The 26,098-nt window shown below is 64.6% G+C and carries 26 protein-coding genes and 1 other RNA gene; 6 read left to right on the top strand and 21 right to left on the bottom strand.

The features are described 5' to 3' along the window. Positions 1-545 precede the first annotated feature (545 nt). The 4 genes from E4S61_RS09140 to E4S61_RS09125 all read right to left on the bottom strand — a co-directional run bounded on the left by E4S61_RS09140 (position 546) and on the right by E4S61_RS09125 (position 4,313). Positions 546-1,940 carry an ATP-binding protein gene (locus E4S61_RS09140; protein WP_135303631.1) on the bottom strand — a complete coding sequence of 465 codons (1,395 nt, stop codon included), beginning with the start codon at positions 1,938-1,940 and terminating at the stop codon, positions 546-548. Continuing rightward, positions 1,930-2,292: a P-loop NTPase family protein gene (locus E4S61_RS09135; protein ID WP_135303630.1), complete on the bottom strand. Its 363-nt coding sequence runs from the start codon at positions 2,290-2,292 to the stop codon at positions 1,930-1,932. The genes E4S61_RS09140 and E4S61_RS09135 overlap by 11 nt, the downstream gene beginning before the upstream one ends. A 67-nt stretch (positions 2,293-2,359) precedes the next feature. Next, entirely contained in the window at positions 2,360-2,926 is a 567-nt protein-coding gene (locus E4S61_RS09130; protein WP_135303629.1) for a HalX domain-containing protein, read from the bottom strand. Positions 2,927-3,053: 127 nt separating this feature from the next. After that, a complete protein-coding gene (locus tag E4S61_RS09125) occupies positions 3,054-4,313 on the bottom strand; it encodes a helix-turn-helix transcriptional regulator (RefSeq protein ID WP_135303628.1) in 1,260 nt (419 codons plus the stop codon). Positions 4,314-4,648: 335 nt separating this feature from the next. On the opposite strand from E4S61_RS09125, the gene E4S61_RS09120 reads away from it, so the two are divergent. Then, the gene (locus tag E4S61_RS09120) at positions 4,649-5,584 is read left to right on the top strand and encodes a M48 family metallopeptidase (protein WP_135303627.1); all 936 of its coding nucleotides are present in this window, start codon (positions 4,649-4,651) and stop codon (positions 5,582-5,584) included. Here the strand turns inward: E4S61_RS09120 and E4S61_RS09115 are convergent, their stop codons facing one another. From E4S61_RS09115 to E4S61_RS09050, 14 genes are all read right to left on the bottom strand, one after another. Beyond that, positions 5,585-6,517, bottom strand: coding sequence for a hypothetical protein (locus E4S61_RS09115; protein WP_135303626.1), 933 nt, complete (start codon positions 6,515-6,517; stop codon positions 5,585-5,587). It lies immediately after the preceding gene. Positions 6,518-6,569: 52 nt separating this feature from the next. Continuing rightward, positions 6,570-7,832 (bottom strand): putative manganese transporter, encoded by a 1,263-nt coding sequence (locus tag E4S61_RS09110; protein ID WP_135303625.1) that lies wholly within the window; start codon positions 7,830-7,832, stop codon positions 6,570-6,572. 454 nt (positions 7,833-8,286) lie between these two features. Further along, the gene (locus E4S61_RS09105) at positions 8,287-9,129 is read right to left on the bottom strand and encodes an alpha/beta fold hydrolase (protein WP_135303624.1); all 843 of its coding nucleotides are present in this window, start codon (positions 9,127-9,129) and stop codon (positions 8,287-8,289) included. A gap of 248 nt (positions 9,130-9,377) precedes the next feature. After that, positions 9,378-10,580 carry a cation:proton antiporter gene (locus E4S61_RS09100; protein WP_135303623.1) on the bottom strand — a complete coding sequence of 401 codons (1,203 nt, stop codon included), beginning with the start codon at positions 10,578-10,580 and terminating at the stop codon, positions 9,378-9,380. Continuing rightward, positions 10,573-11,061 (bottom strand): cation:proton antiporter regulatory subunit, encoded by a 489-nt coding sequence (locus tag E4S61_RS09095; protein WP_135303622.1) that lies wholly within the window; start codon positions 11,059-11,061, stop codon positions 10,573-10,575. Before E4S61_RS09095 ends, E4S61_RS09100 begins: the two co-directional genes overlap by 8 nt. Positions 11,062-11,121: 60 nt before the next feature. After that, entirely contained in the window at positions 11,122-13,185 is a 2,064-nt protein-coding gene (gene uvrB / locus E4S61_RS09090) for an excinuclease ABC subunit UvrB (RefSeq protein WP_135303621.1), read from the bottom strand. A 392-nt stretch (positions 13,186-13,577) separates the two neighbouring features. Further along, a complete protein-coding gene (locus E4S61_RS09085) occupies positions 13,578-14,189 on the bottom strand; it encodes a rubrerythrin family protein (RefSeq protein WP_135303620.1) in 612 nt (203 codons plus the stop codon). Positions 14,190-14,334: 145 nt separating this feature from the next. Then, entirely contained in the window at positions 14,335-15,330 is a 996-nt protein-coding gene (locus tag E4S61_RS09080; RefSeq protein ID WP_135303619.1) for a matrixin, read from the bottom strand. A 262-nt stretch (positions 15,331-15,592) separates the two neighbouring features. Further along, positions 15,593-16,146, bottom strand: an RNA gene (rnpB, locus tag E4S61_RS09075) — RNase P RNA component. Between the two features lie 241 nt (positions 16,147-16,387). Then, complete coding sequence (hisH, locus tag E4S61_RS09070; protein ID WP_135303618.1) at positions 16,388-17,038, bottom strand: imidazole glycerol phosphate synthase subunit HisH; 651 nt, start codon at positions 17,036-17,038, stop codon at positions 16,388-16,390. Between the two features lie 284 nt (positions 17,039-17,322). After that, positions 17,323-17,910: a uracil-DNA glycosylase gene (locus tag E4S61_RS09065; protein WP_135303617.1), complete on the bottom strand. Its 588-nt coding sequence runs from the start codon at positions 17,908-17,910 to the stop codon at positions 17,323-17,325. Between the two features lie 44 nt (positions 17,911-17,954). Continuing rightward, on the bottom strand, positions 17,955-18,506 hold the full coding sequence (locus E4S61_RS09060) for an endonuclease dU (RefSeq protein WP_135303616.1): 552 nt from the start codon (positions 18,504-18,506) through the stop codon (positions 17,955-17,957). After that, positions 18,503-18,691, bottom strand: a complete 189-nt coding sequence (locus E4S61_RS09055) for a DUF5786 family protein (RefSeq protein ID WP_135303615.1) — start codon at positions 18,689-18,691, stop codon at positions 18,503-18,505. Before E4S61_RS09055 ends, E4S61_RS09060 begins: the two co-directional genes overlap by 4 nt. 102 nt (positions 18,692-18,793) lie before the next feature. Continuing rightward, the gene (locus E4S61_RS09050; protein ID WP_135303614.1) at positions 18,794-19,513 is read right to left on the bottom strand and encodes a ThuA domain-containing protein; all 720 of its coding nucleotides are present in this window, start codon (positions 19,511-19,513) and stop codon (positions 18,794-18,796) included. Positions 19,514-19,590: 77 nt separating this feature from the next. On the opposite strand from E4S61_RS09050, the gene E4S61_RS09045 reads away from it, so the two are divergent. Next, positions 19,591-20,202: an MBL fold metallo-hydrolase gene (locus E4S61_RS09045; protein ID WP_135303613.1), complete on the top strand. Its 612-nt coding sequence runs from the start codon at positions 19,591-19,593 to the stop codon at positions 20,200-20,202. Positions 20,203-20,271: 69 nt separating this feature from the next. Here the strand turns inward: E4S61_RS09045 and E4S61_RS09040 are convergent, their stop codons facing one another. Next, positions 20,272-20,421, bottom strand: a complete 150-nt coding sequence (locus E4S61_RS09040) for a 50S ribosomal protein L40e (RefSeq protein ID WP_135303612.1) — start codon at positions 20,419-20,421, stop codon at positions 20,272-20,274. 83 nt (positions 20,422-20,504) lie between these two features. On the opposite strand from E4S61_RS09040, the gene E4S61_RS09035 reads away from it, so the two are divergent. Continuing rightward, on the top strand, positions 20,505-21,560 hold the full coding sequence (locus tag E4S61_RS09035) for an enolase-like domain-containing protein (RefSeq protein WP_135303611.1): 1,056 nt from the start codon (positions 20,505-20,507) through the stop codon (positions 21,558-21,560). A 13-nt stretch (positions 21,561-21,573) separates the two neighbouring features. Here E4S61_RS09035 and E4S61_RS09030 read toward each other — a convergent pair whose 3' ends face one another. After that, positions 21,574-22,089: a DUF367 family protein gene (locus E4S61_RS09030; RefSeq protein WP_135303610.1), complete on the bottom strand. Its 516-nt coding sequence runs from the start codon at positions 22,087-22,089 to the stop codon at positions 21,574-21,576. Between the two features lie 89 nt (positions 22,090-22,178). Here E4S61_RS09030 and E4S61_RS09025 point away from each other — a divergent pair, with 89 nt between their 5' ends. From E4S61_RS09025 to E4S61_RS09015, 3 genes are all read left to right on the top strand, one after another. After that, a complete protein-coding gene (locus E4S61_RS09025; protein WP_135303609.1) occupies positions 22,179-23,651 on the top strand; it encodes a redoxin domain-containing protein in 1,473 nt (490 codons plus the stop codon). Next, complete coding sequence (locus E4S61_RS09020; RefSeq protein WP_135303608.1) at positions 23,644-24,003, top strand: nuclear transport factor 2 family protein; 360 nt, start codon at positions 23,644-23,646, stop codon at positions 24,001-24,003. Before E4S61_RS09025 ends, E4S61_RS09020 begins: the two co-directional genes overlap by 8 nt. Positions 24,004-24,220: 217 nt before the next feature. Further along, on the top strand, positions 24,221-24,697 hold the full coding sequence (locus E4S61_RS09015; RefSeq protein ID WP_135303607.1) for an NUDIX hydrolase: 477 nt from the start codon (positions 24,221-24,223) through the stop codon (positions 24,695-24,697). Positions 24,698-24,700: 3 nt separating this feature from the next. On the opposite strand, the gene serS is transcribed toward E4S61_RS09015, so the two are convergent. After that, the gene (serS, locus tag E4S61_RS09010) at positions 24,701-26,077 is read right to left on the bottom strand and encodes a serine--tRNA ligase (RefSeq protein WP_135303606.1); all 1,377 of its coding nucleotides are present in this window, start codon (positions 26,075-26,077) and stop codon (positions 24,701-24,703) included. Positions 26,078-26,098: the final 21 nt, after the last annotated feature.

Raw genomic sequence — 26,098 nt, 5'->3', positions numbered from 1 at the left:
GACTTAAATCCGTCTCAGCGGTTGCAGACGGTTTCGACGCAACCGTTCGTGGAAACCGGCCACCAGAGGATTCCTTCCGGGGAAACGTACTCTTTCAGCCGATAAACATCCTCATAATTAGTCCCACCGCTGGCCCGGATTGTTTCGGACGCTTCGTAACTGTTTCACCCGTTCAGTAAGCTTCACTAGCCCCGAAATTCGGCGATTTAGCCATCTGCACCTACTGTTGGCAGAAACGATAAACGGCCCGTACACCCTCAATAACAATTAATAGGCTGTCATGAAATGGTCATTCGAGTGTCGTGAAATGGTTAGAAAACTTTACTGAAATAGTCAGTTTATCGCCTGGTCGGCGGGAAACGCAGGTTGATTCGTGAGGGGTGGTCACATACGACTAAGGAGTTCCTACGCAGCAGCTGACCGTCTATCCGGGACCAGCGTGACAGGCGCTCTCGTGACCGTCGAGACGATAACGAACTTGCTACCGTCTGGATGAGAAAAACCGATCCACACCGGCACTGAGCCGGCTGCCACGGACCGCCGTCTCACCGGAACTCGACGCCGCTGATGTCGAACCGTGCGCCCCCGGCGTCGCTTTGGCCGACTTCTACCCGCCACCCGTGGGCCTCACTGATCCGTCGGACGATGGTCAACCCGATGCCGACGCCGTCGTCGGCGGCGCTGTATCCCCGCTCGAAGATTATCTCCCGCTGGTCGGCGTCGATCCCGGACCCGTCGTCCGCGACGTAAAAGCCGTCGTCGTAGCTATCCACTTCCACCGCCACCGCCGGTCCACCGTGTTCGACGGCGTTCTGAAAGAGGTTCTCGAAGACGACGCCCAGACGGTCGGCGTCCGCGACGAGGGATTCACCGGCCACACAGTCCAGTGTCGCGTTGGCCGTCTCGACGGTTCTCCACGCCTCCTTGGCGACGGTAGCGAGGCTGATCTGTGTTGTGTCGTCGACGGCCTCACTCCGCCGGGCCAGGTCGAGCAGCGTGTCGATCATCATCTCCATCCGGTCGAGCGCGTCGGTTATCTGCTCGAAGGCCGCTTTCTCCCCCTGTTTCGCCATTCCGAGATACATCTGTGCGATACCCAGCGGATTTCGCAGTTCGTGCGCCAACATCGACGCGAACTCGTCGAGCCGCCGGTTCTGCCGTTCGAGCTGTCGCTTGTGTTGGCGACGCTCAGTGACGTCTCGCAACACGCCGATTATCTCGCCGGTTTCCCTGTCTTCCGGAGTGTACGCCGTGTTCACTTCCGCGTAACGTGTCTCGTCGTCCGGCGTGACGTAGCTCACGGTCACCGGGTTACCATCGTGGGACTCCGTCAGCGTCGCCGCCGTCTCCGGGGGGAACGTGTCGATCTCCTCGAATCGCTTTCCGGAGATCTCTCCCACTTCGAGGCGTGTCAGCGTCCGAAACGTCTCGTTGACCGCCTGAATGTGGCCCCCCGAGTCCAGCACGAAAACCGGGTCCGGTCCCGTCTCGAAGAGCGTCCGAAAGCGCTGTTCACTCTGCTCCTTTTCGCGGGCCAGCGCTACCGAGAGTTGCCGTCGTTCGAGCAATCCGTCGATACGCGCCGTCAGGACCGCCTTCGCGACCGGCGTCGTGATGACTTCGTCTACGTACTGCCACGTCACCGGGTTGCGAACCGGCGACTCCTCGGAACTCACCAACAGATATGGCAGAAACGTGGTTCCCTCGTCGTCTTTCCTCTTTTCCAGCCGGTCTCGGCACCGGGAGAAGAGCGTCTCGTCGACGATACAGAGGTCGAAGCGTTCTTCGATATCTGTGCCCCCCTCGCCGACGACGACATCGTAGGACGCAGCGAGCAAGTTTACGAGCAGGTCGCGGTTCTGCTTGTGATCGATCAGCAAGAGGATGCGGTCGCTCTCTGTCGACGTCGTCCGATCGGCAGTATTCTTATCAGTCGTCATCAGTAGCTGCCACCTCGCGTCCAGTTGCTTTCGCCACCTCGTACGTCAGGTCGGCTTCTTCGGGCCGGTCTATGTCCGGCTCCGTGACGTCTCGAATGCCGTCGAGGGGCGAACCGATCTTCAGGCCGTACGCCGTGATTCGAAACTCCCACAACGTGCGTTCGAACTCACTCCGTCGCTTCTTGAGGACGCCGGTGGCGTTCCGTATCTCGCTTCGTAACGCTACGTGCCGGAGGAAAAAGATAGTGGCTGCTAGATAACGGATTCTAGCTTCGCTCGCTTGGAACGGCCCACGGCTCACTTCGGTCCCGGGAATGCGGGTCGAAACGCGAGAGGGAGAACAGCCGGTCATCTTGCCATCACGGACGAACGCCGGCCCTACAGAGCCTTGTCCAGGGGACCGAAACCCAGACAGTGGCTCACTCTCGGTTGTTCTGAAACTCGGCCCGGAGGTCCTGGTCGTCGAGCGCGCCGGTCGTATCCGAAAGTTCGGTGCGAAGACGCAACAGTTCACTCTGGAGCGTGTCGTACTCCTCGCTGCTGTCGAGTTCGGCGTTGCTCTTTTTCGACTCCAGCGCCGCTTTCTTCGATGCCAGCGAGAGGAACTCCTGCATCTGGTTATCGTACTCCGAACGGCGAAGACACGTCTCGACGGCGTCTCGAAGCTCCGCGGGTTCGGAGACCGGTTTCTCGAGATAGGCGTCGAATCCGAGTTCCAGAATGTCGAAGTCGGGTTCGACCGCCGAGACCAGCACGACGCGACAGTCGAGGCCTCGTTCGTTGAGAACGTCGAGTACCTCCTCACCGGAGATATCCGGCATTCGGCGGTCGAGAAGGAGGATATCGACGTCCCCGTCCAGTTTGTCGAGTGCGTCCGTACCGCTGTAGGCAGTCCTGACGGCATACTCTCCGGATAGCCACTGGGCGTAGCCATCGGCAATCGGCTGCTCGTCGTCGACTATCAGGACAGTCGCTTGGTTCGGCATGTGTCAGTAGTGTTCGGCCCCAGTCACGCGATGTGCGCCGCAACTCGTTGGTTGCGTACCACGTCGTCGTCGAACGGTGGCGTACTGGTCATGCCGTAGTGAGTGTGTCATATTCATAGTATCGGTCTCAGTCGGTTTCCTCCTGGAGGAACGGCGACTTCGCGGACTCCGGTTCGTAGCCTGCGAGGAAGACGAGGTTCCCGCGGCCGACCTGCACCCGAGTGATGATCCCCTTCTCCTCCATCGCGGAGAGTTTGCGGCTCACCGTGGACTTCGACCACGTCGTCTCGTCGGTGACGTCGGTCTGTTTCATCCGGCCCCCGTACTTGGTGAGCAACTGGCAGATGAGGTCCTCGTCGGTCATCATCGCCTCGTCGGGGATCTGTTCGATCTCCGCCTCATTCGTCTCGAGTCCGTCTACGTCCGTGTCGGCCACCGAGACAGATTCGGGTTCGCCGTCGGCCCTCGCGGGCGGGTCTGCTGTGGTGTCCAACGACGCGGCCGCATCTGCCTCGGCCTCGGCGTCCGCATCCACCGACTCCGAGGGGCTATCCGTGGGTTCCGAGGATGGCGACGAGCCTGCCGCGTCGGTCGTCTCGGTCGGTTCGCTCGCAGTGGGTGCGGTCGTGTCGTCCGACCCACCGAAACCGGAAAACCGTTCGAGGACGCCGCTGATGGCTCCGAGAACGCCCTGTTCTTCGGATTCGAGTTCTGCCTCGGCTTCGGACGTATCGTGGCGCTGGGCGTGGTCGTCCGTCGAGACGCGCTCGTTCTCGGCGAACGTCTCGGCGACGCGCCACTCGCCGTCTTCGACCTCGACGACCGCGTCGAACAGCGGCTTAAGCGTGTTGATCGTCTCTTCGTCGTGGACATCCGGGTCCATCTGGTAGAACCCGATGGCGTCGTCCTGCACCCGGTGGGTGAGGATGTGGAGATAGCGAAACGCCGTATCGAAGTCCACGTATTCGAGGAGGAGTGTGAGCGTCTGGACGGAGACGACGGTCTGTCTGTCGTTGTTTCGCCAGCGGGTCAGCGACTCCGTGACCGGCGCGATGATGTCCATCGGCTCGCGCGGGTTCACTTTCGAGACCGTTATCGACGTGTTGTCACGGACCGACGAACTCTCGATTTCGTTGGTCACCTCCGCGCCGTTCGCGTGGGTGAACGCGAGCGCGCCGGGTAGTTCGCCGATCTGGCTCTTCCAGTCTTCTATCCAGGTGTCCGGCGGCTGCGTGTAGGTGATTGCCACCACGTTCGTCTCGGCGGGGGCACTCGTCGCCGTTATGAGTTCGAGGAACGCGCTGTTACCCGCCGGTGTCAGCGGGGCGAGTACCAACACGTTCGAGGCGTCAGCGAGACGCCCGTCCTCGATCTTATCACTCGTCATCGTTTTCTCGTTAGTCAGCGAGTGCCTCCGCCCATCCACTCGGTAGGCAGTGTGGACGACCCGGCGGTCCGTCTACGGCAACCCGTGCGTTTTTCGATGCCGTTCCGGTTCTCGGTCGTGTGTTCTTGTACTTCCATCGTTCCGGAAAGGACCGACTGTTCGGTCGTCGGAATTCCTTGTACTACCACATGCATGCTGTCATTTAATATCCTTGTGGTACATCTCACCATCAAATTGCGAGCGGACGTGACACGAGACCGCCACTACCGGAACGGCGCTCCATGGAGAGAACGAGCGACCGAAGGTGTTTCGCCGCCGCTCGGAGTAGCATCCGTATGAACGGACGACGGGTAGGGCTCGTGGCACTCGGGTTGGCGTCGCTGACGGCGTATCTACTCGTCGCCGTCGTCGGCTACCGAGTGCTGGTCTCGCTCTGGGCGTCCCGACCCTCGCCGGCGACGCTCGCACTCACCATCGTAGCGACCACGGTCGTTCTCGGATTAATAAGTTACTGGACGGGGACGACACGACTCAAGCGGTCGCTGGACGCCGTGGTCCTCCCGCGTTCGCGTGCGCCGTCAGTGTACCAACGGCTGGAGCGTCTCGTCGCCCGGATGGAGGTCGGGATGCCGACGTTGCTAATCGCTCGCCTCCCGGTACCCAACGCCTTCGCTATCGGCGGCTTCGGGTCGGCTATCGTCGTCGACAGACGGCTGTTCGGCTTCCTCTCGGTCGAGGAGATGGAAGCGCTCCTGGCACACGAACTGGCGCATCTCGAAGGACGGGACGCGCTCGTCCAGACGCTCGCGTACAGCCTCACGCAGAGTCTCGTCGGACTGGTCGGCCTCCTCGTGTTTCCGATCGTCGTCCTCATAGGTGGGGTCGCCCGGGCAACAGCGATGCTTCGGGGCGACCCGTCGTCGTGGTCCCGGTCGTGGCTCGGCCGAACCCAGCACACCGCGTTGCAGGCCGTCGCAGTGCTCGGACTGGGCGTGACGCTGCTGGTGCTCGCGTACTCCCGTCGGCGAGAATGGGCCGCCGACGACCGGGCCGTCGAGGTGACCGGGAACCCGCTGGCGCTCGCACGGGCGCTTCGCAAGATCGAGCGGGCTTCGACGCCGCAACTTGGTCCGCTAACGCCGCTGTACGTCCACGGCGACGACAGTGCGCTGTCGAGATGGCTCTCGACGCATCCGCCGATGGCCGACCGGGTGTCGCGTCTCGTCGAGCGCGCCGAGCGACCGCTCCCCCAGCGGTTTCGACCGCCGTAGTCACTCGGGGAGGAGGTCCGCGAGCGTCCGCCGAAGGTCCGCGCTGCCCGGACTCTGTGGGACGCCCGCGAGGATGTCCCGGCGGAGTCCCGAGAGTGCCTCGGCTGGCCCGACCTGCTCCAGTCGATGACCGTGTTTCAGCGCCACCCGCGGCGAAACGTCGAACAGCAGGTCCTGCCGGCCGATCGTGGACTGCGTGATGGTGAGCGCCTCGACTGCGTCGTCCACGAATCGCTCTCGTTGGTCGGAATTACCCACGCCGTCGAGCGCCCCCGAGAGCAGCTCCACGAGGCGCGCGGTTCGGTCCTGCATGGCGGGTGGTGCGTCGAGCGCCGTCGTTCCGTCGGGCTGTTCCGGTGTCATGCTGTCCCGTGGCGCGTACGAGAGGACGGCCCCGCTGACCGGCGACGTGGCGGCGGGCAGCGGCGACGTCAGTCGCTTCGAGGGCTGGGTGTCGGTGAGCACGACGACGAGGTTCGACGGGTCGCCCGAGACGGGGTCGCCATCGCCCGCCGACTGTGGAGGCTGGTCGAAGCCGCGCCGAACCGCTTCTCGAAGGGTCCCTGGAATCGGGCCGGTGTCGCCCCGGAGTTCGACGTGGATGACGACCGGGCCGTCAGCGCTCTGCTCGATTGCGCCCCACAGCGAGGAGACGCCGTCGCGCGCAAGCGCGGAGAGTTGGTAGCAGGGACAGTCCCGTTCCGCGGCCAGTAGCCGGGCGAGTGCAAAGCCGCGCCACCCGGTCAGATCGGGGACGTACACCCACGGAACGGCTTGCACGGGACCGACGGTGGCGTCGCCGGTCCCCGCGTCGATGGTGTCCGGCACCAGTTTAAGGTAGTCGTCGAGCGTCTCCAGTTCGGCGACGAAGTACGCTCGAACGGCGGGCGGGAGGTGCGTCTCGACATGACAGTGCGACGGAACCGGTGGCATGTGCGCTACGTTCGGTCGACGGGCGGAAAACGCTGCCGAGGCGAAGGGTCCCTCAGAGCACCCCGAACCCGAAACTGGCAAACGGCCAGAAGTAGTGGAGGAGGATCCCCGTAATCAGGGCCGGAATCGTGGTGTAGATGGTGGCGACGACGGCGGCTTTCATGTCGATGGCCATCAACGGGAATAGCGCGTCGCCGTCCTGGCTGATAGCGTTCGCGGTCAGCGCGGAGAACGGGATCTGCTGTTCCGCGTAGAGCGTGGCGAAGACGATCTGCGGCGCACAGCCGGGAACGAGTCCGAGCAGCGCACCGGCGATGGGTGCGAACACTCCCGCGGCCGCCGCGAGCGTCCCGATGTCCAGTGCGAAAATCGCCATCCCGTACTCGTAGAGGAGGTACGCCGCGAGCACCCAGACGGTCACCATGCTCGTCTCCATCGCGGCGTGCTGAAACGTCTCGTAGGTGCTGGCGAAGTCCTCGCGAACTCGCCCCGCGTCGCCTTCGCCGATGTACCGCCGACCGACGAAGTGGAGGTAAAACGACAGCGTCGTCCCCGTGAGACCGGCGACAGTAAAGAGGCCGAAGAACGTCGGCGCGGCTTCCAATGGCACTTCGGGCGCGCCGCGAACCAGATACAGCACACCCGCGACGAGTCCGGCGACGGCGACGGCCCACCAGAGGACGTGGGCTGCGTGGCTGAGCGTCGTCATCGCTCCGGCCTCACTTGGTCTCTCGTGGTCGTGTCCGCACTGCTCGCCCTCGTAGCCGGCGACACTCGGGCCGCCGCTGGCGACGCTCGTCGTAGCGAACCCGCCGTCGGTCATCGGGCGACCGAGTCGGGCGACGGCGCTATCGACCCGTCCGATACCGAGTCCCCAGCTGTCGATGGCGTAGCCGAAGAGAACGGCGGCAACGAACGCCAGTCCGTACGCGTACAGTCCAGCCTCGGGCGCGAGCGCGAGGATGATGAACGCGGAGTCACCGGCCGTCGCTGCGAGCGTAGCGACGACGGTTCCGAAGCTGATCGTCCCACGGATGTACAGCGGCATGGCGACGATCGCGCCACCGCACCCGGGGGTCAATCCAAGCAGTGCACCGGCGATGGGCTGGAGTCGCTCGTTCGCTTCGAGGAACGTGATGATTCGCCCGCCGGTGCGGTACTGGACGTAGCTGAACAGGAGGACGGTGACTGCGACGAACGCGCTGACCTGCACGAAGCCGTCCCGCACTGAGAAGACGAAAATGTTCCACGCCTCGGTCGGCGTGATGGCGAACAGTTGCGCCAGCCTGACCGCGAGAGTCTGTAGTGCGGTCATACTACCAGTAGTTCGGCGTTCGTTCGCACCGCTCACGCCCGTTCAGTGAGTCCAGCGGACCGCTGTGCCGTTCGACAGCTATCGTGACCCTGCCCCGCCGTAGCGGCGGATTCGGTCTCGTTCGAGTAGACATCATACGTTTGCGTATAGCGGGAGATGATACGCCGAAGGGTAAAGTAGTTTCTATCGAAGCAGATTTTTAGATGTGTCTAATTTTGTCGCCCGACTGTCTGAGTGCAGCGAACTCCCCGTAGAAGCGTCGGTGGGGATTTAGGGTAGCTGAGAAACTCGCGCTACGAGAACGTCCTCCGAGAGCGGCGGCCGTGGACCGTCGGTAAGTACTGATACCCGCAGCTATCGAGACCGAATATCGGTATTTCCTATAGCGATATAAAATATATCGAGCTGGAGAACCGCATCGAGCCACAATTCAGCGAAGCACCCCGTTCGAGCGCTAGAAGCCGCCAATCGCGTCGTTGACGTGCGACGCTACCACGTCCGGGCGCTCGCGCGGAGCCCAGTGGCCGCAGTCGTCGAGGACCTGAAGTTCGGCGTCGGGAATCCGGTCGGCAGCTCTCTCTGCCCACGCCACCGGGAACAACTCGTCGTGTGCGCCGTGGAGCAGTCGCGTCGGCACCGAGAGGTCTCCGAACCGGCCGGTGAACGTCGTTCGATAGCCGTCACGAGTCACCTCCGCTTCGCGGAACCGGCGAAAGGCCGCGCCGGCGGTGGGACGCTGGACCTCTCGATAGACGGCGTCGACAGCGGATTCGGAGAGCGCGTCGAGATCGTAGACGATGCCGTCGAGACTCGCCCGCGTGAAGCGTCTACTCCGCCGAAACGCGGCGATAGCGAGTTTGTTGAACACCTGCACGCGGGCGAGACCATACGAGAGCAAGCCGTTGGGCAGTTCACGGCCGAGTCCGAACGGGTCGATGGGGACGAGCGTCTCGACGAGGTCGGGACGGTCGAGTGCGAGTTGGATGGCGACGCCACCGCCAAGCGAGGTTCCCACGAGCGTCACGGGACCGAGATCCAACTGGTCGAGGAACCCCGAAATTACCTTGGCGTGACGCGGAATCGAGTACGACCCCTCGACCAGTTCGCTCTCGCCGTAGCCTAGCATATCGGGGGCGACGACGTGTGCGTCGGAAGCGAGTCGCTCGACGACCGGCGGCCACGAGACGTGCGCGGCGTCGATGATGCCGCCGTGGAGGAGAACCACGGGGGGTCCATCGCCGACCTCTCGGTAGTGGATTCGCGCGTCCTCGACTGTAACGGCACTCTCGGCGACCATAGGACGACATCGCTTTCCAGCCACAGAAGAGTTTCGACGCTCTCGGCGGTTTCGGTGGCTCACGCGCTCTTTTGCGGCCGAATCGGTATTCGAAAGCGCAGGGCCGATAAATCACTATCCGCGATACCAAACACACGTAGCGCCGTTTAACTGCTGCTCATCGTAGGCTAGCCGCGATGCTCTCGTCGATAAGTCGCGAAGAAGCCGCTGCAGACTGTCGACGACGCGAACGCCGGTCGTTCGCCGTGTTACCCTGCGTCAGCGTCGTTCGTCAGCGAGAGGACAGCGTCGGTGAGGCCGTCGGCACGCTGGACCAGCACCGAGCCGACGACGCTCATCACGAGGACGTAGCCGACGGCGAAGGCGGGAAGCACCGACCCGAGACGGCCCGTCCCGACGTCGGTCGCGAGTGCGACGAGGACGAGCGAGAACTCACCCCGCGGGACGAGTCCCAGTCCGACGCGAGCGGAGCGCCGGGCGTCGAGGCCGTAGATGCGACCGGAGAGCGTCCCGCTGACGAGTTTGCTGGCAGTGGTGGCGACGACGGCCACCGCGAGCAGCCCGGCGACGCTCGCCAGGAGCGTGACGTCCGTCGAGAGGCCGATGGCGAAGAAGAACACGGCGGCGAAGAGGTCGCGAGCGGGCGAGACGATGTGCTCGATCCGTTCGACGTGGGTAGTCTGGCTGAGCCCGGTGCCGAGGAAGAAGGCGGCGACGGCCTCGCTGACGCCGAGGGCGAGCGCCGCGCCCGCGACGAGCGTCGTCAGGCCGACGACGCGGAGGATGAACGACTCGTCAGAGCCCGTTCGAAAGAGCTGCTCGAACCACGCGGACCCGTACCACGCGAGGGCCGCCAGCGCGCCCAGAAAGAGGAACGCGACGCCGACGGAGACGGCGGCGTCCCGGAGGCTGCCACCGCTCGTGACCGCGGCGAGTAGCGCGAGATAGACGGCGATGAGGATATCCTCGAAGACGAGCGTCCCGAGGATGGGGCCCGACTCGTCGTTGGCTATCCATCCCGTCTCGATGAGCGACTTCGTGACGACGGCACTGGAAGAGATGTAGACGATGCCCGCCAAAAACAGCGTCTCGACGAGCGTCCATCCGAAGGCGAAGCCGATGGCGAGGCCGACGCCGAAGTTGACGACGAAGTCGAGGAGGCCGACTGACGTGATGGACCGGCGGTCGCGAAGCAACTGCTCGACGCTGAACTCCAGCCCGAGAAAGAAGAGGAGGAAGACGACACCGAGTTCGGCCAACACGGCTATCACCTCGCTATCACTCACGAGGGTAACTGGGACACCGAGAACCGACGTGGGCGCGTTCGGCCCCAGCAGGACGCCGACGAGGATGTACGCGGGGATGACCGACACCCCCACCCGACTCGCCAGCGCACCGGCGGCGGCGACCCCGGCGACGGCGACGCCGACTTCGAGGAGCAGATCAGCCATCGTCGCCGGCGACTAGCGCTTCGACGGCGACTTGCTCGTCACGGGTTCCAAGGGTCACGAGGATGTCTCCCGCGACGATGGTATCCTCGGGACTGGGGTTCGGAAGCGTCTCGGAATCACGCTGGATGGCGATGATGGAGACACCCGTTCGTTGGCGGACCTTCGCGTCGGCGAGTGTCTGGCCCGCCAGCGGCGAGCTGTCGGCGACGTCGATCCACTCGATGATGGCGTCGCCCAGCGGCACGTCCACCGAGTCCATGTCGACCGGTTGGAAGTACGCGCCCTGCAGGATAGCTCCGATCTCGCGGGCCCGCTGGCCCGACAGCGAGAACAGGCGGTCGGCATCCGCATCCGGATTGTCCTTGTGGAACACCTCGCGCTTGCCGTCGTGGTGGAGCACGATGACGAGTCGCTCGCCGCCGCCGAGTTCCACCTCGAACTTTTTGCCCACGCCCGGCACGTCGGTCTCATAGACAGTCATATCGAGACGACGCCCGCTCGGAGGATAAGTGTCGGGCCGAACCAGCCGGCTCGCAGGTTCTCAGAAGTCCGGACCGGGTGCGGGGACGCCACCGTCGTCCTCGTCGCCGCCCGCGAGGCCGAACTCCTCACGCAGTTCCCGAATACGGTCACGGATGTCGGCGGCCAGTTCGAACTCTAAGTTGTTCGCGGCCTCCTCCATCCGCTCCTCCAACTGCTCGACCCGACGTGCGGCTTCGTCGTCGTCGGCCGGTCCATCGCCAGTCACGTCGCTGGTGTCGGTCCCGCTCCCGGGGAGATTCGTCTCGCCGACTTCTTTCTCGATGGTCGTCGGTTCGAAGCCGTGTTCCTCGTTGTACGCCCGCTGAATCTCCCGGCGGCGCTGGGTCTCCTCGATGGCCGAGGCCATGGCGTCGCTGGTGTCGTCGGCATAGAGGACGACTTCGCCGTTGACGTTTCGCGCCGCCCGGCCCATCGTCTGAACGAGAGTCGTCTCCGAACGGAGGAATCCCTCCTGGTCGGCGTCTAAAATCGCCACTAGCGACACCTCCGGGATGTCCAATCCTTCCCGCAAGAGGTTGATTCCCACGAGGACGTCTATCTCGCCGAGTCGGAGCGAGCGAATGAGTTCGTGGCGTTCCAGCGTGTCGGTCTCGTCGTGCATGTAGGCCACGTCGACGCCCGACTCCTCTAGGTACTCCGTGAGGTCCTCGGCCATCCGCTTGGTGAGCGTGGTGACGAGGACGCGCTCGTCGCGTTCCACCCGGTCGTCGATGCGCGAGAGCAGGTCCTCGACCTGCCCGGTCGCGTCGGCCGTCTCGATAGCCGGGTCCACGAGGTGGGTCGGGCGGACAATCTGCTCGACGACTTGTTCGCTCTCTTCGCGCTCGTAGTCGCCTGGCGTCGCCGAGACGTACAGGGTCTTGCCGGTCTTCTCCTCGAACTCCTCGAAGGTGAGCGGGCGGTTGTCGAACGCTGTCGGTAGGCGAAAGCCGTTTTCGACGAGACTCTCCTTGCGCGATTTGTCGCCCGCGAACTGGCCACGAATCTGGGGCAGCGTCTGGTGGGACTCGTCGACGACGGTGAGGAAATCCTCGGGGAAGTAATCCAGCAACGTGTAGGGCGCTTCACCGCTCTCGCGGTCCGAGAGGTGAATCGAGTAGTTCTCGATGCCCGAGCAGTAGCCCGTCTCCTGCATCATCTCTAAGTCGAACCGCGTCCGCTCCTCGATTCGCTGGGCGGCGACGGCGTCGTCCTTGCGCTCGAAGTAGCTGATTCGCTGTTCGAGTTGCTCCTCGATCTCGTCGATTGCCCGCTGGAGCCGCTGTTCGGGAATCGAGTAGTGTTCTGCCGGGTGGACCAGCGCCGCCGGTTCCTCGCGGACGACTTCTCCCTCCAATGGGTCGACCTTCAGCATCCGGTCAATCTCGTCGCCCCAGAACTCCACACGCAGGGCGTAGCGGCCGTACATCGGATAGATTTCGAGCGTGTCCCCGCGCACGCGGAAGGTGCCCTGCGTGAAGTCCACGTCGTTGCGCTCGTAGTTCAGGTCCACTAGTCGCCCCAGCAACTCGTCGCGCTCTATCTCCTGGCCGACCTCCAGCGACATCGACATGTCGATGTAGTTACGCGGGTCACCGAGACCGTAGATGGCCGAGACTGAGGCGACGACGATGACGTCGTCGCGCGTGAGTAGCGATCGGGTCGCGGAGTGGCGCAAGCGGTCGATCTCGTCGTTGATGGAGGCGTCCTTGTCGATGAACGTGTCCGTCTGCTCGACGTAGGCTTCCGGTTGGTAGTAGTCGTAGTAGGAGACGAAGTACTCGACGGCGTTGTCCGGGAAGAGGTTGCGGAACTCCTCGTAGAGCTGCGCGGCGAGCGTCTTGTTGTGGGCGATGACGAGCGTCGGCTTCTGTATCTCCTCGATGACCCACGAGACGGTGTTGGTCTTCCCGGAGCCGGTCACGCCCAGCAGCGTCTGTTCGTCCATCCCCTGTCGGTAGCCGTCGGCCAACTGCTGGATAGCCTCTGGTTGGTCGCCAGCGGGGTCGAACGGGGCGTCTACGCGGAACTCGCTGTCGGCGTCGGGGCGGTCTATCGAGAGGGGACCTCCGGCGTCACTCATTGTGCGAGGAAGGGGCTGGATAAACTTGAGGCTAGCGAGGGACCGAGTGAAACGAGGTCCCTCGGAATGTCCGAGCGGCGAAGCCGCGAGGCGAGCGAGGGTTTCGCAAGGCACGACCCTCGGCGGAGCGGTGACCGTAAGGAACCGCGGAGCAGCAGCGAAGGTTCGACCGAAAGAAGAAGCCCCGAAAAGATAAGCGATGATTGCCGCCCGAAATCAGGGTACTTGTACGTCGAGTGGTAGGTCGTCGGGGTCCTCGACGACGAGCCACCACTTCTCGTTCCCGTCGGTGTGATTGCGAAGGCCGTCGAAATCGCGACCGCACATGTGACAGCGTAGTGGTGTTTGGCCCGGCCTCGTCGTCGATTCGGCGAGGGATAGTAACGCGGCGCTTAACAGACCGGTTTGGGATTGACGCCTAAGTCTTCGAGCGTCTCGAAGTAGTCCTCGTAGGCGGCCGAGATTACCTCGACAGCGGCCGCCTCGGCGGTGTCCCAGTCGTCCTCGTCCTCGCAAGTCGCTTCGAGCAGATCCACCGTTTCCTCGCGGAGCGCCTCCACGTCGTTCCCGGCACTGCGGAACGTACTCGCGGTCTGCGGATCGGCCTGTCCGGTGAAGAAGCCGGTGAGTTGTCCCTTCACCTTCTGGTCGACGAGCGTCCAGCCCAGTAACCCGCCGAGGCGTTCGATAGTTTCCTGAAACGCGTCGAGTACCTCGTGCATGGCGAACTCGCGGTCGGCCGGGTCGGCGTCCAGTCCGTCCAGCCGCTCCGCGGCGTCGTCGGCCGCTTCGGTGAAGAGGTCCGCGGCCTCGCCGTCGCTGTCGTCGGCCCACGACTCGAAGGTGTCGCGAGCGGCCGCTTCGCGGGCGGCCGCGGCCGCACGGACGACATCGGGTTCCATCTCGCCGCGCGTGTCGGCGTACAGCGTCTTCGAGGAGCCCAGTCTGGAGAGTTCGGTCTGCTGGTCGTCGCGGACGGCGTCGATGAGATCGGCGGCGGTCATACTCCCGCCTCCGCCCGGCGGCCGCTTGTAACCATCGGACCCGCCCGACTTCACGACTGACGACCACAGCGGGACTCGTCGCTCGCTACTGCTTCACGGTTCGCTTTTCGGAGATTCTCGTTCGCGTCGCTCGCTTCTAAGCTCCCTAGCCATACCACTCGCCCCGTCGCTCGTCGTAGGTCGCGTCGACCAGCGGGTCCGGGAATCCCTCGCGGCTGGCTCCGAGCGCGTCGAGCAGTTGGCGGGCGACGTGCCAGCTCGTCGCGTCGGTGTCGACGTCCACGAGCAGAATCTCGACGCGCGTGTACGTCTCGATAGCGCCGTCGCGGTCCGGGTCGGTCCCCTCGACGAGCGCACACGACCCGGCGTCGGTCCGGCAGGCCGCCGAGTCGGTCGGCCTGACGACGATATCGGCTGTATCGGGGTCACGCACCCGTTCCACGGTGACGTTCGCCGGGACGGTGCCGTTCGCCCCCTCGCGGACGTACGCCAGCGCGTACTCGATTTCATCGTGATAGGCCGCTCGCTCCCCGGCCGGAACGGTCCCGTTCAGGACGGCGACGGTCAGCGTCCGGTCCGCCCACGGCACCGCGCGCTCGCTGGCGTTCGGTTGCGGCAGCGTCGCCAGCGTCCGCTCGTGGCGCATCACCCGCTGTGGCGAGTCGGCGTGTGACAGGCCCAGTAAGTGTCCTGCCTCGTGTTGGACGACCAACCGCGTCGACTCGTTGGCGAGCCCGCGTTGAATCGACACCTCGGCCGGCCGGTCGACCGCAGTGGAAGCGTTGAGCCGCGGCGCACACCCTGCCGAGTAGTTCGCGTCGCCACAATCTGTGACAGTCTCGACGAACCGCATCCGTACGTCGGCCGTGCCACTGTCGGGTGCCTCGCCGGGTTCGAGAATCCGGAAGTTGACGTTAAAGCCGGCATATCTGGCGGCGTTCTCCTCCCAGTAGGCCAGCCCCGCCGCGGCGAGCGCTCGCTCGCGGTCAGTGCCGGAAACGGCAACTGTCACCGTCTCCCCAGCGAAGGGATGGCGTTGTTCGGCAACTGTCGGCGCGTTGACGGCGTCAGAGACGGCGCTACACCCAGCCAATCCACCCAACAGCACCAGCATCGTCACGACCACCACCCGACGGTCCATTACCTTCGGGTGGCACTGTGTGTATTTGACAGTTATGACTGCAAACAACGTGCTAAATGGTTGCGATTGCGTGAGTCTGTGGGCCGAGCAACGACCGTGTTTGAGAACCGTACGGCGTTGACGAGACGCGGAGCATCTCGTTCGCGCACAAGAGCGGAGCTCTTGTGAACGCTGTATCCCCTCCCTACTCGCTCCCACCGGTCGCTCGTTGAGGAAGGGGCCTTAGCGCCTACTTTCAGGTAAGCGGTTGAAAAGTGTAAGCGGCTGAGGGGAGTAAGCCCCCTTCTGTTCGGGCCGGCATTCGGCTCAGCGGCCACGTCCAGCGCTCGCGCGCGGCGTCGGACTACCTGTCGACGCGGCCTTGCACCGGTGAGGATTCGCCGTTCCATCGGTCCGTCGCCGGGAGCGTGGGGCACGTAGTGGCCCACGTTGTGAGCGTGGGGCACGAGACGGCGAAGCCGTCTCGAAGTCGCGGCACGGAGCCGCGCAGCCCACGTATGCGGGATGCGTCAGCAGCCCGCGATGGCCCTCGGTGGGTTAACTCTCCCTCGCTTCGGTGGCATGGGACACGTAGTGGCCCACGTTGTGAGCGTGGGGCGTGAGACGGTGAAGCCGCCTCGAAGTCGCGGCACGGAGTGCCGCGCGGCCCACGCGACCATCGCTCGGGATTCGCACACCTCATCGGTCCGGCGACGACGTGTCGTTGCTGTTCCAGCGCCGACGGTCTCCCGCCCCGGGCTTGTGCCCGGTCACCTGTCCGACAGGTGGGGGGACTTTCCTCATGCCTCTCGGCACGGGAGCCGGCCTCCCTCTGCCGACTGGAACTAGGCGACTGCGGCCCATAACGCTTGCCAACCACCTTTTTGCCGCTCGGATGGCCGAAGGCCACCCCTCGCGGCAAAAACGTGGGCGAAAAAGGCGCGAATCGCTCCGCGATTCGCGGGAAACCGCTCGCCGACGGCGAGCGGTATGCTCCATGGTCTGCCTGCCCTTCCCCGGGTCGGCCAACGGAGCGGCCTCCCGGCCACCGCAACCCCACCGCGACCGCTATCGACCGCTACCGCTGGGAAACGCAGTAATCGACGTAGTTCCGGAGGATTCGCAGGCCCGTCTCGCCCGATTTCTCGGGGTGGAACTGGGTGCCAAAGACGTTGCCTTCCTCGTTGGCGACGATAGAGGCGAAATCGGTCCCGTAGTCGGTGGTGGCGACGACCGCGTTCTCGTCGTCGGGGACGGCGTAATAGGAGTGAACGAAGTAGGCGTACTGGCCGTCGACGCCCTCGACGAGCGGGTGGTCGCGCTTTACGTCGAGTTCGTTCCAGCCCATGTGGGGCACCGTCTGGTCGCGCGAGAAGCGGACGTTCTTCCCCGGGACGAGGTTCAGGCCCTCGGCGTCGCCCTGTCCGGCGTGGTCGGCCTCCTCGCTCGTGGTCAGGAGCATCTGCATCCCGAGACAGATGCCGAACAGCGGCTTGCCGGCCTCGGCCTGTTCTAAGAGGGCCTCGCGGAACGGTCCGGCGTTGTCCATCCCCTCGGAGAAGGCACCCACGCCAGGGAGGACGATGCCGTCGGCCGCGTCGAAGTCGGCCGGGTCCTCCGAGAGAGTCACGTCCGCGCCCGCGCGTTCGAGCCCGCGCGTGACGCTCCGGAGATTCCCCAACCCGTAATCGACGACGACCACCTCGGCAGTCGTCTGCTTCACGTTCATGCAAACGGCTAGGCGAACGCGGGCTAAGTGCGTTCCCCTTCGAACAGGTTTCGCCAGTTACGGTGCGGTCACGGATGCGGTACGGGTGTGGTGGCCGGAAGTCGACTCCGTGCGACGACCCGGGGGAGGGCAGGCCTGACTGAGAGCATCCGGCGGCGAGCCGCCGGTTCACCGGAATCGAGGCCGAAGGCCGAGAGTCCGGCTGTTTTTCCCCACGTTTTTGCGATGGGGGGTGCCCATAGGGCTGAAGGCCCGAGGACACCCCCGAAGTAAAAAGTGGGTTCCTAGAAGTCGCCTAAGCGCCGCTGTCCGCTCTCGCCATCGGTGAACTCGGCGGCTTTTCGGAGCGTCTCCTCGAAAGTGCCTTTCTGGCTCGAATCGTACAGCGTCGCCGCGGGATGGACACAGACCATCACGGGTCGCGGCGTCCCCTCGATAGGCACGTCCACTACCTCGCCGGCTTCGCTGGTGACGGCAACGTCGCGTTCGAGCAGGTGCTGGGCAGGCACCTTTCCGAGCGTGACGACGACTTCGGGGTCCACGCGGTCGATTTCCGTCTCCAGATACTCTCGGCAGTTCGCCAGTTCTTCCTTGTGCGGGTCGCGGTTCTCGGGCGGCCGACAGCGCACGCAGTTGGTGATGCGGACATCGCCGCGGTCCAGCCCGACCTCGCGGAGCGTCTCGTCCAAGACGTCGCCGCTGCGGCCGACGAACGGTTTCCCCTGTTCGTCCTCGTTGGCTCCGGGCGCTTCCCCGACGAACAGCAGGTCGGCGTCCGCCGGCCCGACGCCGTTGACGATCTGGGTGCGTGACTCACACAGTTCCGCACAGCGCTCGCAGGCGAGGACGTCCAGTCCCTCCATCTGTCCCATACTGGGTGTTCGGGCCGGACCGTATCAAGGGCGGCGGTCGCTCGTCAGTCGGCATCAACCAGCCCTCGGGCGGCGAGGCGCGCGACCCGCAGCGGCTCCGGGCGGCCGCCCTCTGGTGTGAACCCGCGCACCACGCCGGCGGCCACGTCGTCACAGAGTCCGACCGCCCGGACGTACACCGTCTCGTCGTTGACCGAGACCGGCTGCCGAGTGGGTTGAGCGCGGTAGGTTTCGAGACGGTCCGCGACGACGCCATCGTCGTCGAAGGCGTCGCGGATGGCGCTCTCTAATCCCGGCGAGGACTCGAAGGTGACCGAAATCGTCGGCAGTCCCGTCTCGTCGTTGATAGCGTGAAGGTCGAGGACGTTGAACCACGCGGGCGCGATGCCCGAGAGCAAGAGATAGCGGACGTCTTCGCGGTCCAGCCGCTCGACCATTTCACAGACGGCGTCGGTGGCATCGCTCCCGCCAACGGTACACGAAGAAAAGACGAACCCGTCCACGACGCGACTCGCCCGAACGACCGTTCCGGCGAGGTGACTCGTTTCGTTTCGATACGACTCGGCGATGCCGAGCGCCCGAACCCCGGTTTTCACGTATTCGTTTCAGACTCCTTGATGTCTGAGAGACGGTCGAGTAGTTCGTCGTTAGATGCCGTGAACTCGTACTCTACGTCCCCTTCGTGGGTGTTTTCCTCCGAGTTGAGACCGTCCTCGTCGTCGAAGTCTGTGTCGTACTCCTGGTTGTCTTGTTCCGATTCGTCGTAGCTCCCGAACCCCATAGTACGTGTACAACTATGATGTTCGGGATGAAAAAGGCATCCCCCGATTCTACGGATTGATACTTGGGCACAGGTCGCGTGCGTGCGAGCGCCCGCGAGTATTCATATCGACTCGCGCGGATCGACGTTCCGGTTGCCGGCAGTGGCGTCGGCCCCTTCGGTCGGGGTGGCCCAGCGAACCGCGTTGTCGAGGACTCGCTGCACGTCGTCGCGGTGGTAGATGGGATAGGTCTCGTGGCCCGGTCGGAAGTAGAAGATGCTGCCCCGCCCGCGGCGGTAGCAACAGCCGCTTCGGAACACCTCGCCACCTTCGAACCACGAGGTGAACACCAGTCGGTCGGGTTCCGGGACGCCGAAGGGTTCGCCGTACATCTCCGCCTCGTCGATGACCAGCGAGTCGTCCAGCCCGTCGGTGATCGGGTGGCCGGGGTCGACGACCCAGCAGCGTTCGCGCTCGCCGTCTTCGCGCCACGTCAGGTCACAGGGCGTCCCGAGGAGGCGCTTGAACGGCTTGGAGGCGTGTGCGGAGTGGAGGACGAGCAGGCCCATCCCCTCGTGGACGCGCGCCGCGACTCGTTCGACGATTTCGTCGTCGACCTCGTCGTGGGCGGCGTGTCCCCACCAGAGTAGCACGTCGGTGTCGTCGAGGACGGCCTCGGTGAGACCGTGTTCGGGTTCGTCGAGCGTCGCCGTGCGGGTATCGTGGCCCCGCGCTTCGAGGGCGTCGGCGATGGTCGCGTGGATGCCGTCGGGGTACACTTCGGCAACAGCGTCGTCTTCGCGTTCGTGGATAAACTCGTTCCAGACAGTGACGGAAGCCATAGGTGAGGTCCGCAGGCAGTGCGTCTAAAGCTGGCGCTGTCAGTACACTCAAACGGCCGGCACCCCACAGCCCGACCATGGACGTACACAACGTCACCGCCGACGCCGAGACGTTCACCTGTAACGCCTACCTCGCCACCGGCGAGCGGACGACGCTCATCGACGCCGGTGCGATGGCCGGCGTCGTCGACGTGATTCGAGAGCACACCAACACCGTCGACGCCGTCGTTCTAACCCACCAGCACGGCGACCACGTCGCGCAACTGGACACCATCCTCGACGAGTTCGACGCGGAGCTGTACGCCTACGCCGACCACCCGCGCCGTGACCACGCCATCGAAGGCGGCGACGAACTACTGGTCGGCGACGAGACCTGCGAAGTAGTCTACACGCCGGGCCACGCCGACGACCACGTCTCGCTGGTCTCCGAGAACTCGCTGTTCTCCGGCGACGTGGTCGTCCACGACGACGGCGCGTTCGACGACGGCTCGTTCGGTCGGACAGATTCGCCGAACCAGTCCCGGGAGCGACTCATCGAGAGCATCGAGGGCCTACTGGAACGGATGCCGGAAAGCGTCGAACACATGTACTCGGGCCACGGCGGCGTCTTCCACGGCGACGTGCGCGAGGTCGTCGAACGGGCCTTAGAACGGGCCGAGCGCCGCGAGCCGAAATACCCCGACGAGTGAGGAGAGTCCGACAATAGCGAGAGCGCCGCTGCTGAGTCGGAGAGTGTTCGGGAGAAAGCGAGAATCGGCTTACGCGCTGCGGACTTCCTTCGCCTTCGGGCGGAGGTTGCCGTAACCGCACTTCCGGCACTGTTCGGCGCGCTGTGGGTTGCGGGCGTTACAGCGCATACAAATCTGCTTGTTCAAGAGTCGGTCTGACGCTGCCTCGAAGCTAGCCATGCGAGTCGGTTGCCGGTGTGGCCGTTTAAGCTTTGAGTTTCTGACCGGCGCTACTTTGAGGCCAGCGAACGTCGGCAATCGGTATGTACGAGCACGTCGCGGACCGCTCGCTGACGGTCGAGGACTGTACGTTCGAGGTGCAAGAACGGGCTACCTCCAGCGGGTTCGACCGCGCCACGACGACGGTTAGCCTCTCCGGGGACGGCGAGACCGGCCGAGGGGAGGACGTGACCTACACGAACGAGGCCCACCACGCGCTCGCAGACCACAATATCGACCTCTCGGGAACGTACACGCTCGACGCCTTCTCCGACGCTCTCGACGACGCCGACCTCTGGCCCGAACCGCCCGACGAGGAGCGGTTTCGCCACTACCGGCGCTGGGGGTTCGAGAGCGCGGCGCTCGACCTGGCGCTGAAACAGGACGACACCGACCTCGGGACGGCCGTCGGCCACGAGTACGACCCCGTCGAGTTCGTCGTCTCGACGCGTCTCTCGGACCCGGAGCGCGACGAGCCGCCGACGACCGACCGCTTGGACGACCTATTGGCGATACACGACGATTTAGGGTTCAAACTCGACCCGACGCCGGAGTGGGACGAGGCGTTCGTGGCCTCGCTCTCGACGTACGACGTGCGCGTCCTCGATTTGAAGGGACTGTACGACACCGAAGGGGTAGAGGTGACCGTCGACGCTGACTTCTACCGCCGGGTCGTCGACGGCCTCCCGGACGCGCTTATCGAGGACCCTGGCCTGACCGACGAGACACGACCCGTCTTCGACGACCGCGAGGCGCGCATCACGTGGGACGTGCCAATCACGGGCGTCGAGAGCATCGAGGAACTGCCGTTCGAACCCATCTGGCTCAACATGAAACCGTCACGGTGTGGCACCGTCGAATCGGTGCTCGAAACTATCGCCTACTGCGCAGAAGAAGACATCCGTCTGTACGGCGGCGGCCAGTTCGAACTCGGCGTCGGCCGCGACCACATCCAGGCGCTGGCGTCATTGTACTATCCCGACTCGCCCAACGACGTCGCGCCGGGCGGCTACAACGACCCCGACCCCTCGTCTGACGTGCCGGACACGCCGCTCTCCCCGCCGAGTGACCCGCGCGGTATCGGCACCGGGTTCGAGTGAGCGGGCCGGGCGGTCACTCCTCGACGAGGTAGTCGTCCTGTACGGCGATGACGTCGCTCGAATCCTCGCAGTCGGCGTACCGTTCGAGCGGTTCCTCGTTCAGTTCGAGGAAGGTGTGGCCCCACGAGAACTTCGAGAGGATGCGTTCGGCGTGGTCACGTTCCCCGAGGATACAGAGCGCGCCGGCGAAGGCCTCGACGGTGTTCAACTGGAACGGCGTCCCGTAGTTGACGGGATTGCCAGCGACGAGGAAGGGGAGCGAGCGGTGGATGCCCTGTAAGTCGAACGCCTCCCGTTCGGCAGTCTCCCACGAGCAATCGAGGACGACCAGCCGACCGTGTCGCGCGCCGTCGCCCGCCTCGGCTCGGTCGGCCGGCGAGATGGCCTGCTCGGCAAAGGGATTGAGGACGATTCCCGGCGGCGTCGAGCGCGTCGCTCGGTGGAGTTCGGCGAGGTCGAAACGGGCGAGTTTCCGGGCGCTGCACTTCTTCGGGTCGTCGTCGCCCTCGTAGCGGACGTGTAGTTCCACGCTCGAACTACCGCTCGCGGGGGCAAAAACGGCTCGTTCCGGCCGTCGATGTCAGTCATCGTTAAGTATCGGTAGTCCGACGTGCGACTATGCTTTCAGCGGGGGGACGAGCACCGACGTTCGAGTTGCCGGCGCTAGTCGACGGCGAGCGCCGCCGCGTCGAGCTCTCCGAGTACCTCGGAAGGGACGTGATCATCCTCGCGTTCTACCCGGCCGACTTCAACCCCGCCTGCGACGCCGACTCGTGTGATTTAGACGAACTCGACCTCTTTACGATGCAGAAGGACGTGACGATTCTCGGCATCAGTCCGGACTCGGTGTACAGCCATCGAGCGTTCGCCGAGCGCTACGACCTCAAGATTCCGCTTCTCGCCGACACCGCCGGCGAGGTGGCCGAACAGTACGAGGTCGCGTTCGTCGACGATATCGGCCAGCGACTGCTCGAACGGGCCATCGCCGTCGTCGACCACGACGGAGTCGTCCAGTACGTCTGGAGTACGAGCGACATGACCGAACTCCCGCGGGTCGACGAACTCAAAGACGCCATCGCCGACACCGGCGGCGACGACACCGCTTTCGCCCGGTATCGCGTCGGCCACGCCCACTACACGGAAGGACGACGGGCATTCACCTCGGCCATGGGAGAGTTCAGCGACTCGGAGTGGCTGCTGGCCCAGAGCGACTTCCAGCGCGCCCGCGAGGCCTTCGACGCCGCCAGGGATCGGTTCGACACCGCGGTCCGGTTCGTCGACGACCCGGCGCTCGAACCGATTTACGACGGGTCGAAGGCGAAAGCGAGTGCCCTCTGGCAGGCCGCCGACTGGTTGGTAGAGGCGGCGAGCGCCTATGCCAGCGGGAGCGGTGCCGAGGGCCAAACCCTCCGTGACGACGCGGAGGGACCGCTCGAAACTGCTCGAACGTACGCGGAACCGCCGGACCCCGACGAGCAGTGGCCGCCGGAGCGAACGGACTTAGTGAAGAGCGACCCCGAGAAAAGTAGTATCCTGCCCGACGAGAGCGAGGAGAGAGATACCGCCCTCGACGTGGACATCGACGACGCGGTGGCCGCCGACTCGGACGAGACGGCCGCGTCGAGCGAAGCCACCGACCCGTCGAACGAACCCGAGCCGGCGGCGGCCAGGGCAGACGGGACGGCGAGCGATGACTCGGCGAACGAGACCGGCGAGGAGAGCGAAGACAGCGAGGACGACATCGACGACGACGAACTCGCCGAGATTCAGGCCGAACTGGCCGCCAACAACCCCGACGCCGAGCCGCCGACCGAGGCGGTGACCGAAGCGCCGACGGCGATGGTCGACGCGCCGCCCGCCGCGTCGGCCGAAGACGGCGTCGACGAGACGGACGAGGAGGGAACGGCAAGCGGAAGGGAAGTTACCGATGGAAGCGAGGCCGCCAACGGGGACGAAACGGACGAACAGCGCGCCGGCAGCGAAGCGGCCAGCGGGGCAACCGACGACGAGACCACGGAAGGTGAAGCGACCGACGACGTGCCCGCCGAACTCGAACTGACCGACCCGACCGAAGGACCCAGCGATGAGTGAGGTGCCGCCCGACACGCCGCTAACGGAACGCGCGCGTCTGTACTACCGCGCACTAGACGAAGACGACTACGACCTGCTGGCGCGACTCCTCACAGAGTCGTTCGTCCACGACCGGCCCGACCGGACCATCGAGAGTCGTGACCGGTTCGTCCAGTTCATGCGCGAGGAGCGCCCGCAGCAAGACACTACTCACCGGATAACCGCCGTCTACCGCCGTGACGACGAGAGTGCGTCCGAGGTCAGTGTTCGAGGCCGGCTGCTTTCGGCCGACGGCGAATGCATCGTCCGCTTCGTCGATGTCTTCCAGTTTTCCCAGCGGTGTATTCGTCGTATCGAGACGTATACACGGTAGATGAGCGTCATCCATGATAGATCATGCATCCTGTGGAACTCTGCGGGAGGGTGAAACCGTTGGGAGGGTCCGAAACGCTGACAGGTGTCTGACGCATAACGTCTGACTAAGCCTCGGTACCGCTGTTTTACCCCGGGCCACCTAAATCGCGGTGCGACGGGCCGATCTGGAGTTAGGCCACGTGTAGTAAAGATCCGTAAGGCCGTGGAGAATGAACATGTCGAAGCCGTCCAGCACCCCCAACAACGCAGTCACCGAGCGGCAGACCGAGTTCCAAATCAGGAACGGCGCGAAGGCCCTGGTGACCTCCGGGTCCAACGTGCTCGTCGTCAAGGAGCGCCACTCGGACGGGACCCCGTTCTGGACGCTCCCCGGCGGTGGCGTCCACGACGGCGAGTCCGCCGCCGACGGCCTCCACCGCGAACTGGACGAGGAACTCAACTGCCGGGCACACGTCGACGGGCCGCTGACTCAGTTCTGGTACACCCACGATAGTCTCGAAAACACCGTCTCCGAGTACACCGTCTTCGATTGCACGCTGCTCTCGGACCCGGTCCCCAACGAAGAAGAAGGTGTCTTCGAAGCCCGGTGGGCCACGCCGTCGGCCCTCCCCTCGGCGACGCTGCCGCAGGTACGCCACGTCTGTCAGCACGTCGCAGATCTGCCGACGGCGTCGGTCATCGCCGACGACTGATTCTCACTCGCCCTCGCCGAGCGCGCTCTCGCCGACCGGTTCCGACCCCTCGATGACTTCTTGGCCGCCCATGTACGGACGCAGCGGCTCGGGCACGGTTATCGTCCCGTCCTCGTTCTGGTAGTACTCCATGACGGCGACCATCACGCGCGGCACCGCCAGGCCGGAGCCGTTGAGCGTATGGAGATACTGTGCGGATTCGTGGGGTTCCGGTCGGTAGTGGATGCCCGCTCGCCGCGCCTGAAAGTCCTCGAAGTTCGAGACGGAGGAGACTTCGAGCCAGCGGCCACCCACGTCTGGACCCTCCTCCATATCGTCACCCGGTGCCCACACCTCGATGTCGTACTTCTTGGCCTGCGTGAATCCCATGTCGCCGGTACACATCTCTAGCACGCGGTAGGGCAGCCCGAGCTCGTCCAGCACCGCTTCGGCCTCACCTAACAATGCTTCCAGTCGGTCGTAGCTGTGCTCGGGGCGGACGAAGTTGACGAGCTCTACCTTGTGGAACTGGTGGACGCGGACGTAGCCACGCGTCTCGGTGCCGTGTTCGCCGGCCTCCCGGCGGAAGTTCGGCGAGAACGCCTGGTGCTTGATAGGGAGGTCGTCGTCCAGCAGAATCTCGTCGCGGTACATGTTGGTGACCGGCACCTCCGCCGTCGGCAGCAGCCACAGGTCGTCGTCGTCGTACTCGTCGTCCTGTCGCGCCTCGACGCGGTAGGCGTCCTCGTCGAACTTCGGCAACTGCCCGGTGCCGCGCATCGACGCGCTGTTGACCGGAATCGGCGGTAACACGTCCGAGTAGCCCTGCTCGCGATGAACCGAGAGCATGAACTGTATCAGCGCGTGTTCGAGTCGCGCGCCGGCACCCTTCACGAACTGGTAGCCGCCGCCGCTCACCTTCGCCCCGCGCTCGAAGTCCAGCACGTCGAGTTCCTCCCCGAGGTCGTAGTGTGGAATCACCTCGTCGGGCAACTCGCGCAGGTCGTCGAACCCGCGACGATAGCGCTCGACGTTGTCCGCCTCGCCCTCGCCAGTCGGCACGGAGTCGTGTGGGATGTTCGGTAGTTCCAACAGCGCGTCTTCGAGGTCGCTCTCCAGTTCGTCGGCCCGGTCTTCGACTTCCTGCAACTGGTCTTTCAGTTCCTGCGAGCGGTCGATGGCCGCCTGGGCCTCGTCCTCCTGGCCTTCCTGTTTGAGCTTGCCGATCTTCTTCGAGACCTCGTTTCGTTCCTGTCGCAACCCATCCCCTCTAGCTTTCAGTTCCCGCCACTCCTCGTCGATCTCGAGAATCGCGTCGAGGTCTACGCCCGTGACGCCCTTCCGTTCGATGGCGTCCCGGACCGTCTCGGGGTTCTCCCGGACGAACTGTCTCGATAACATGCCCGGCGGTTCTCGACGGGC

This window comes from Haloarcula amylovorans, assembly GCF_004681185.1.
Classification (GTDB): Archaea; Halobacteriota; Halobacteria; order Halobacteriales; family Haloarculaceae; genus Haloarcula; species Haloarcula amylovorans.
Note: the sequence above shows the minus strand (reverse complement) of the source record. Positions and strands in the feature narration are given on the sequence as shown.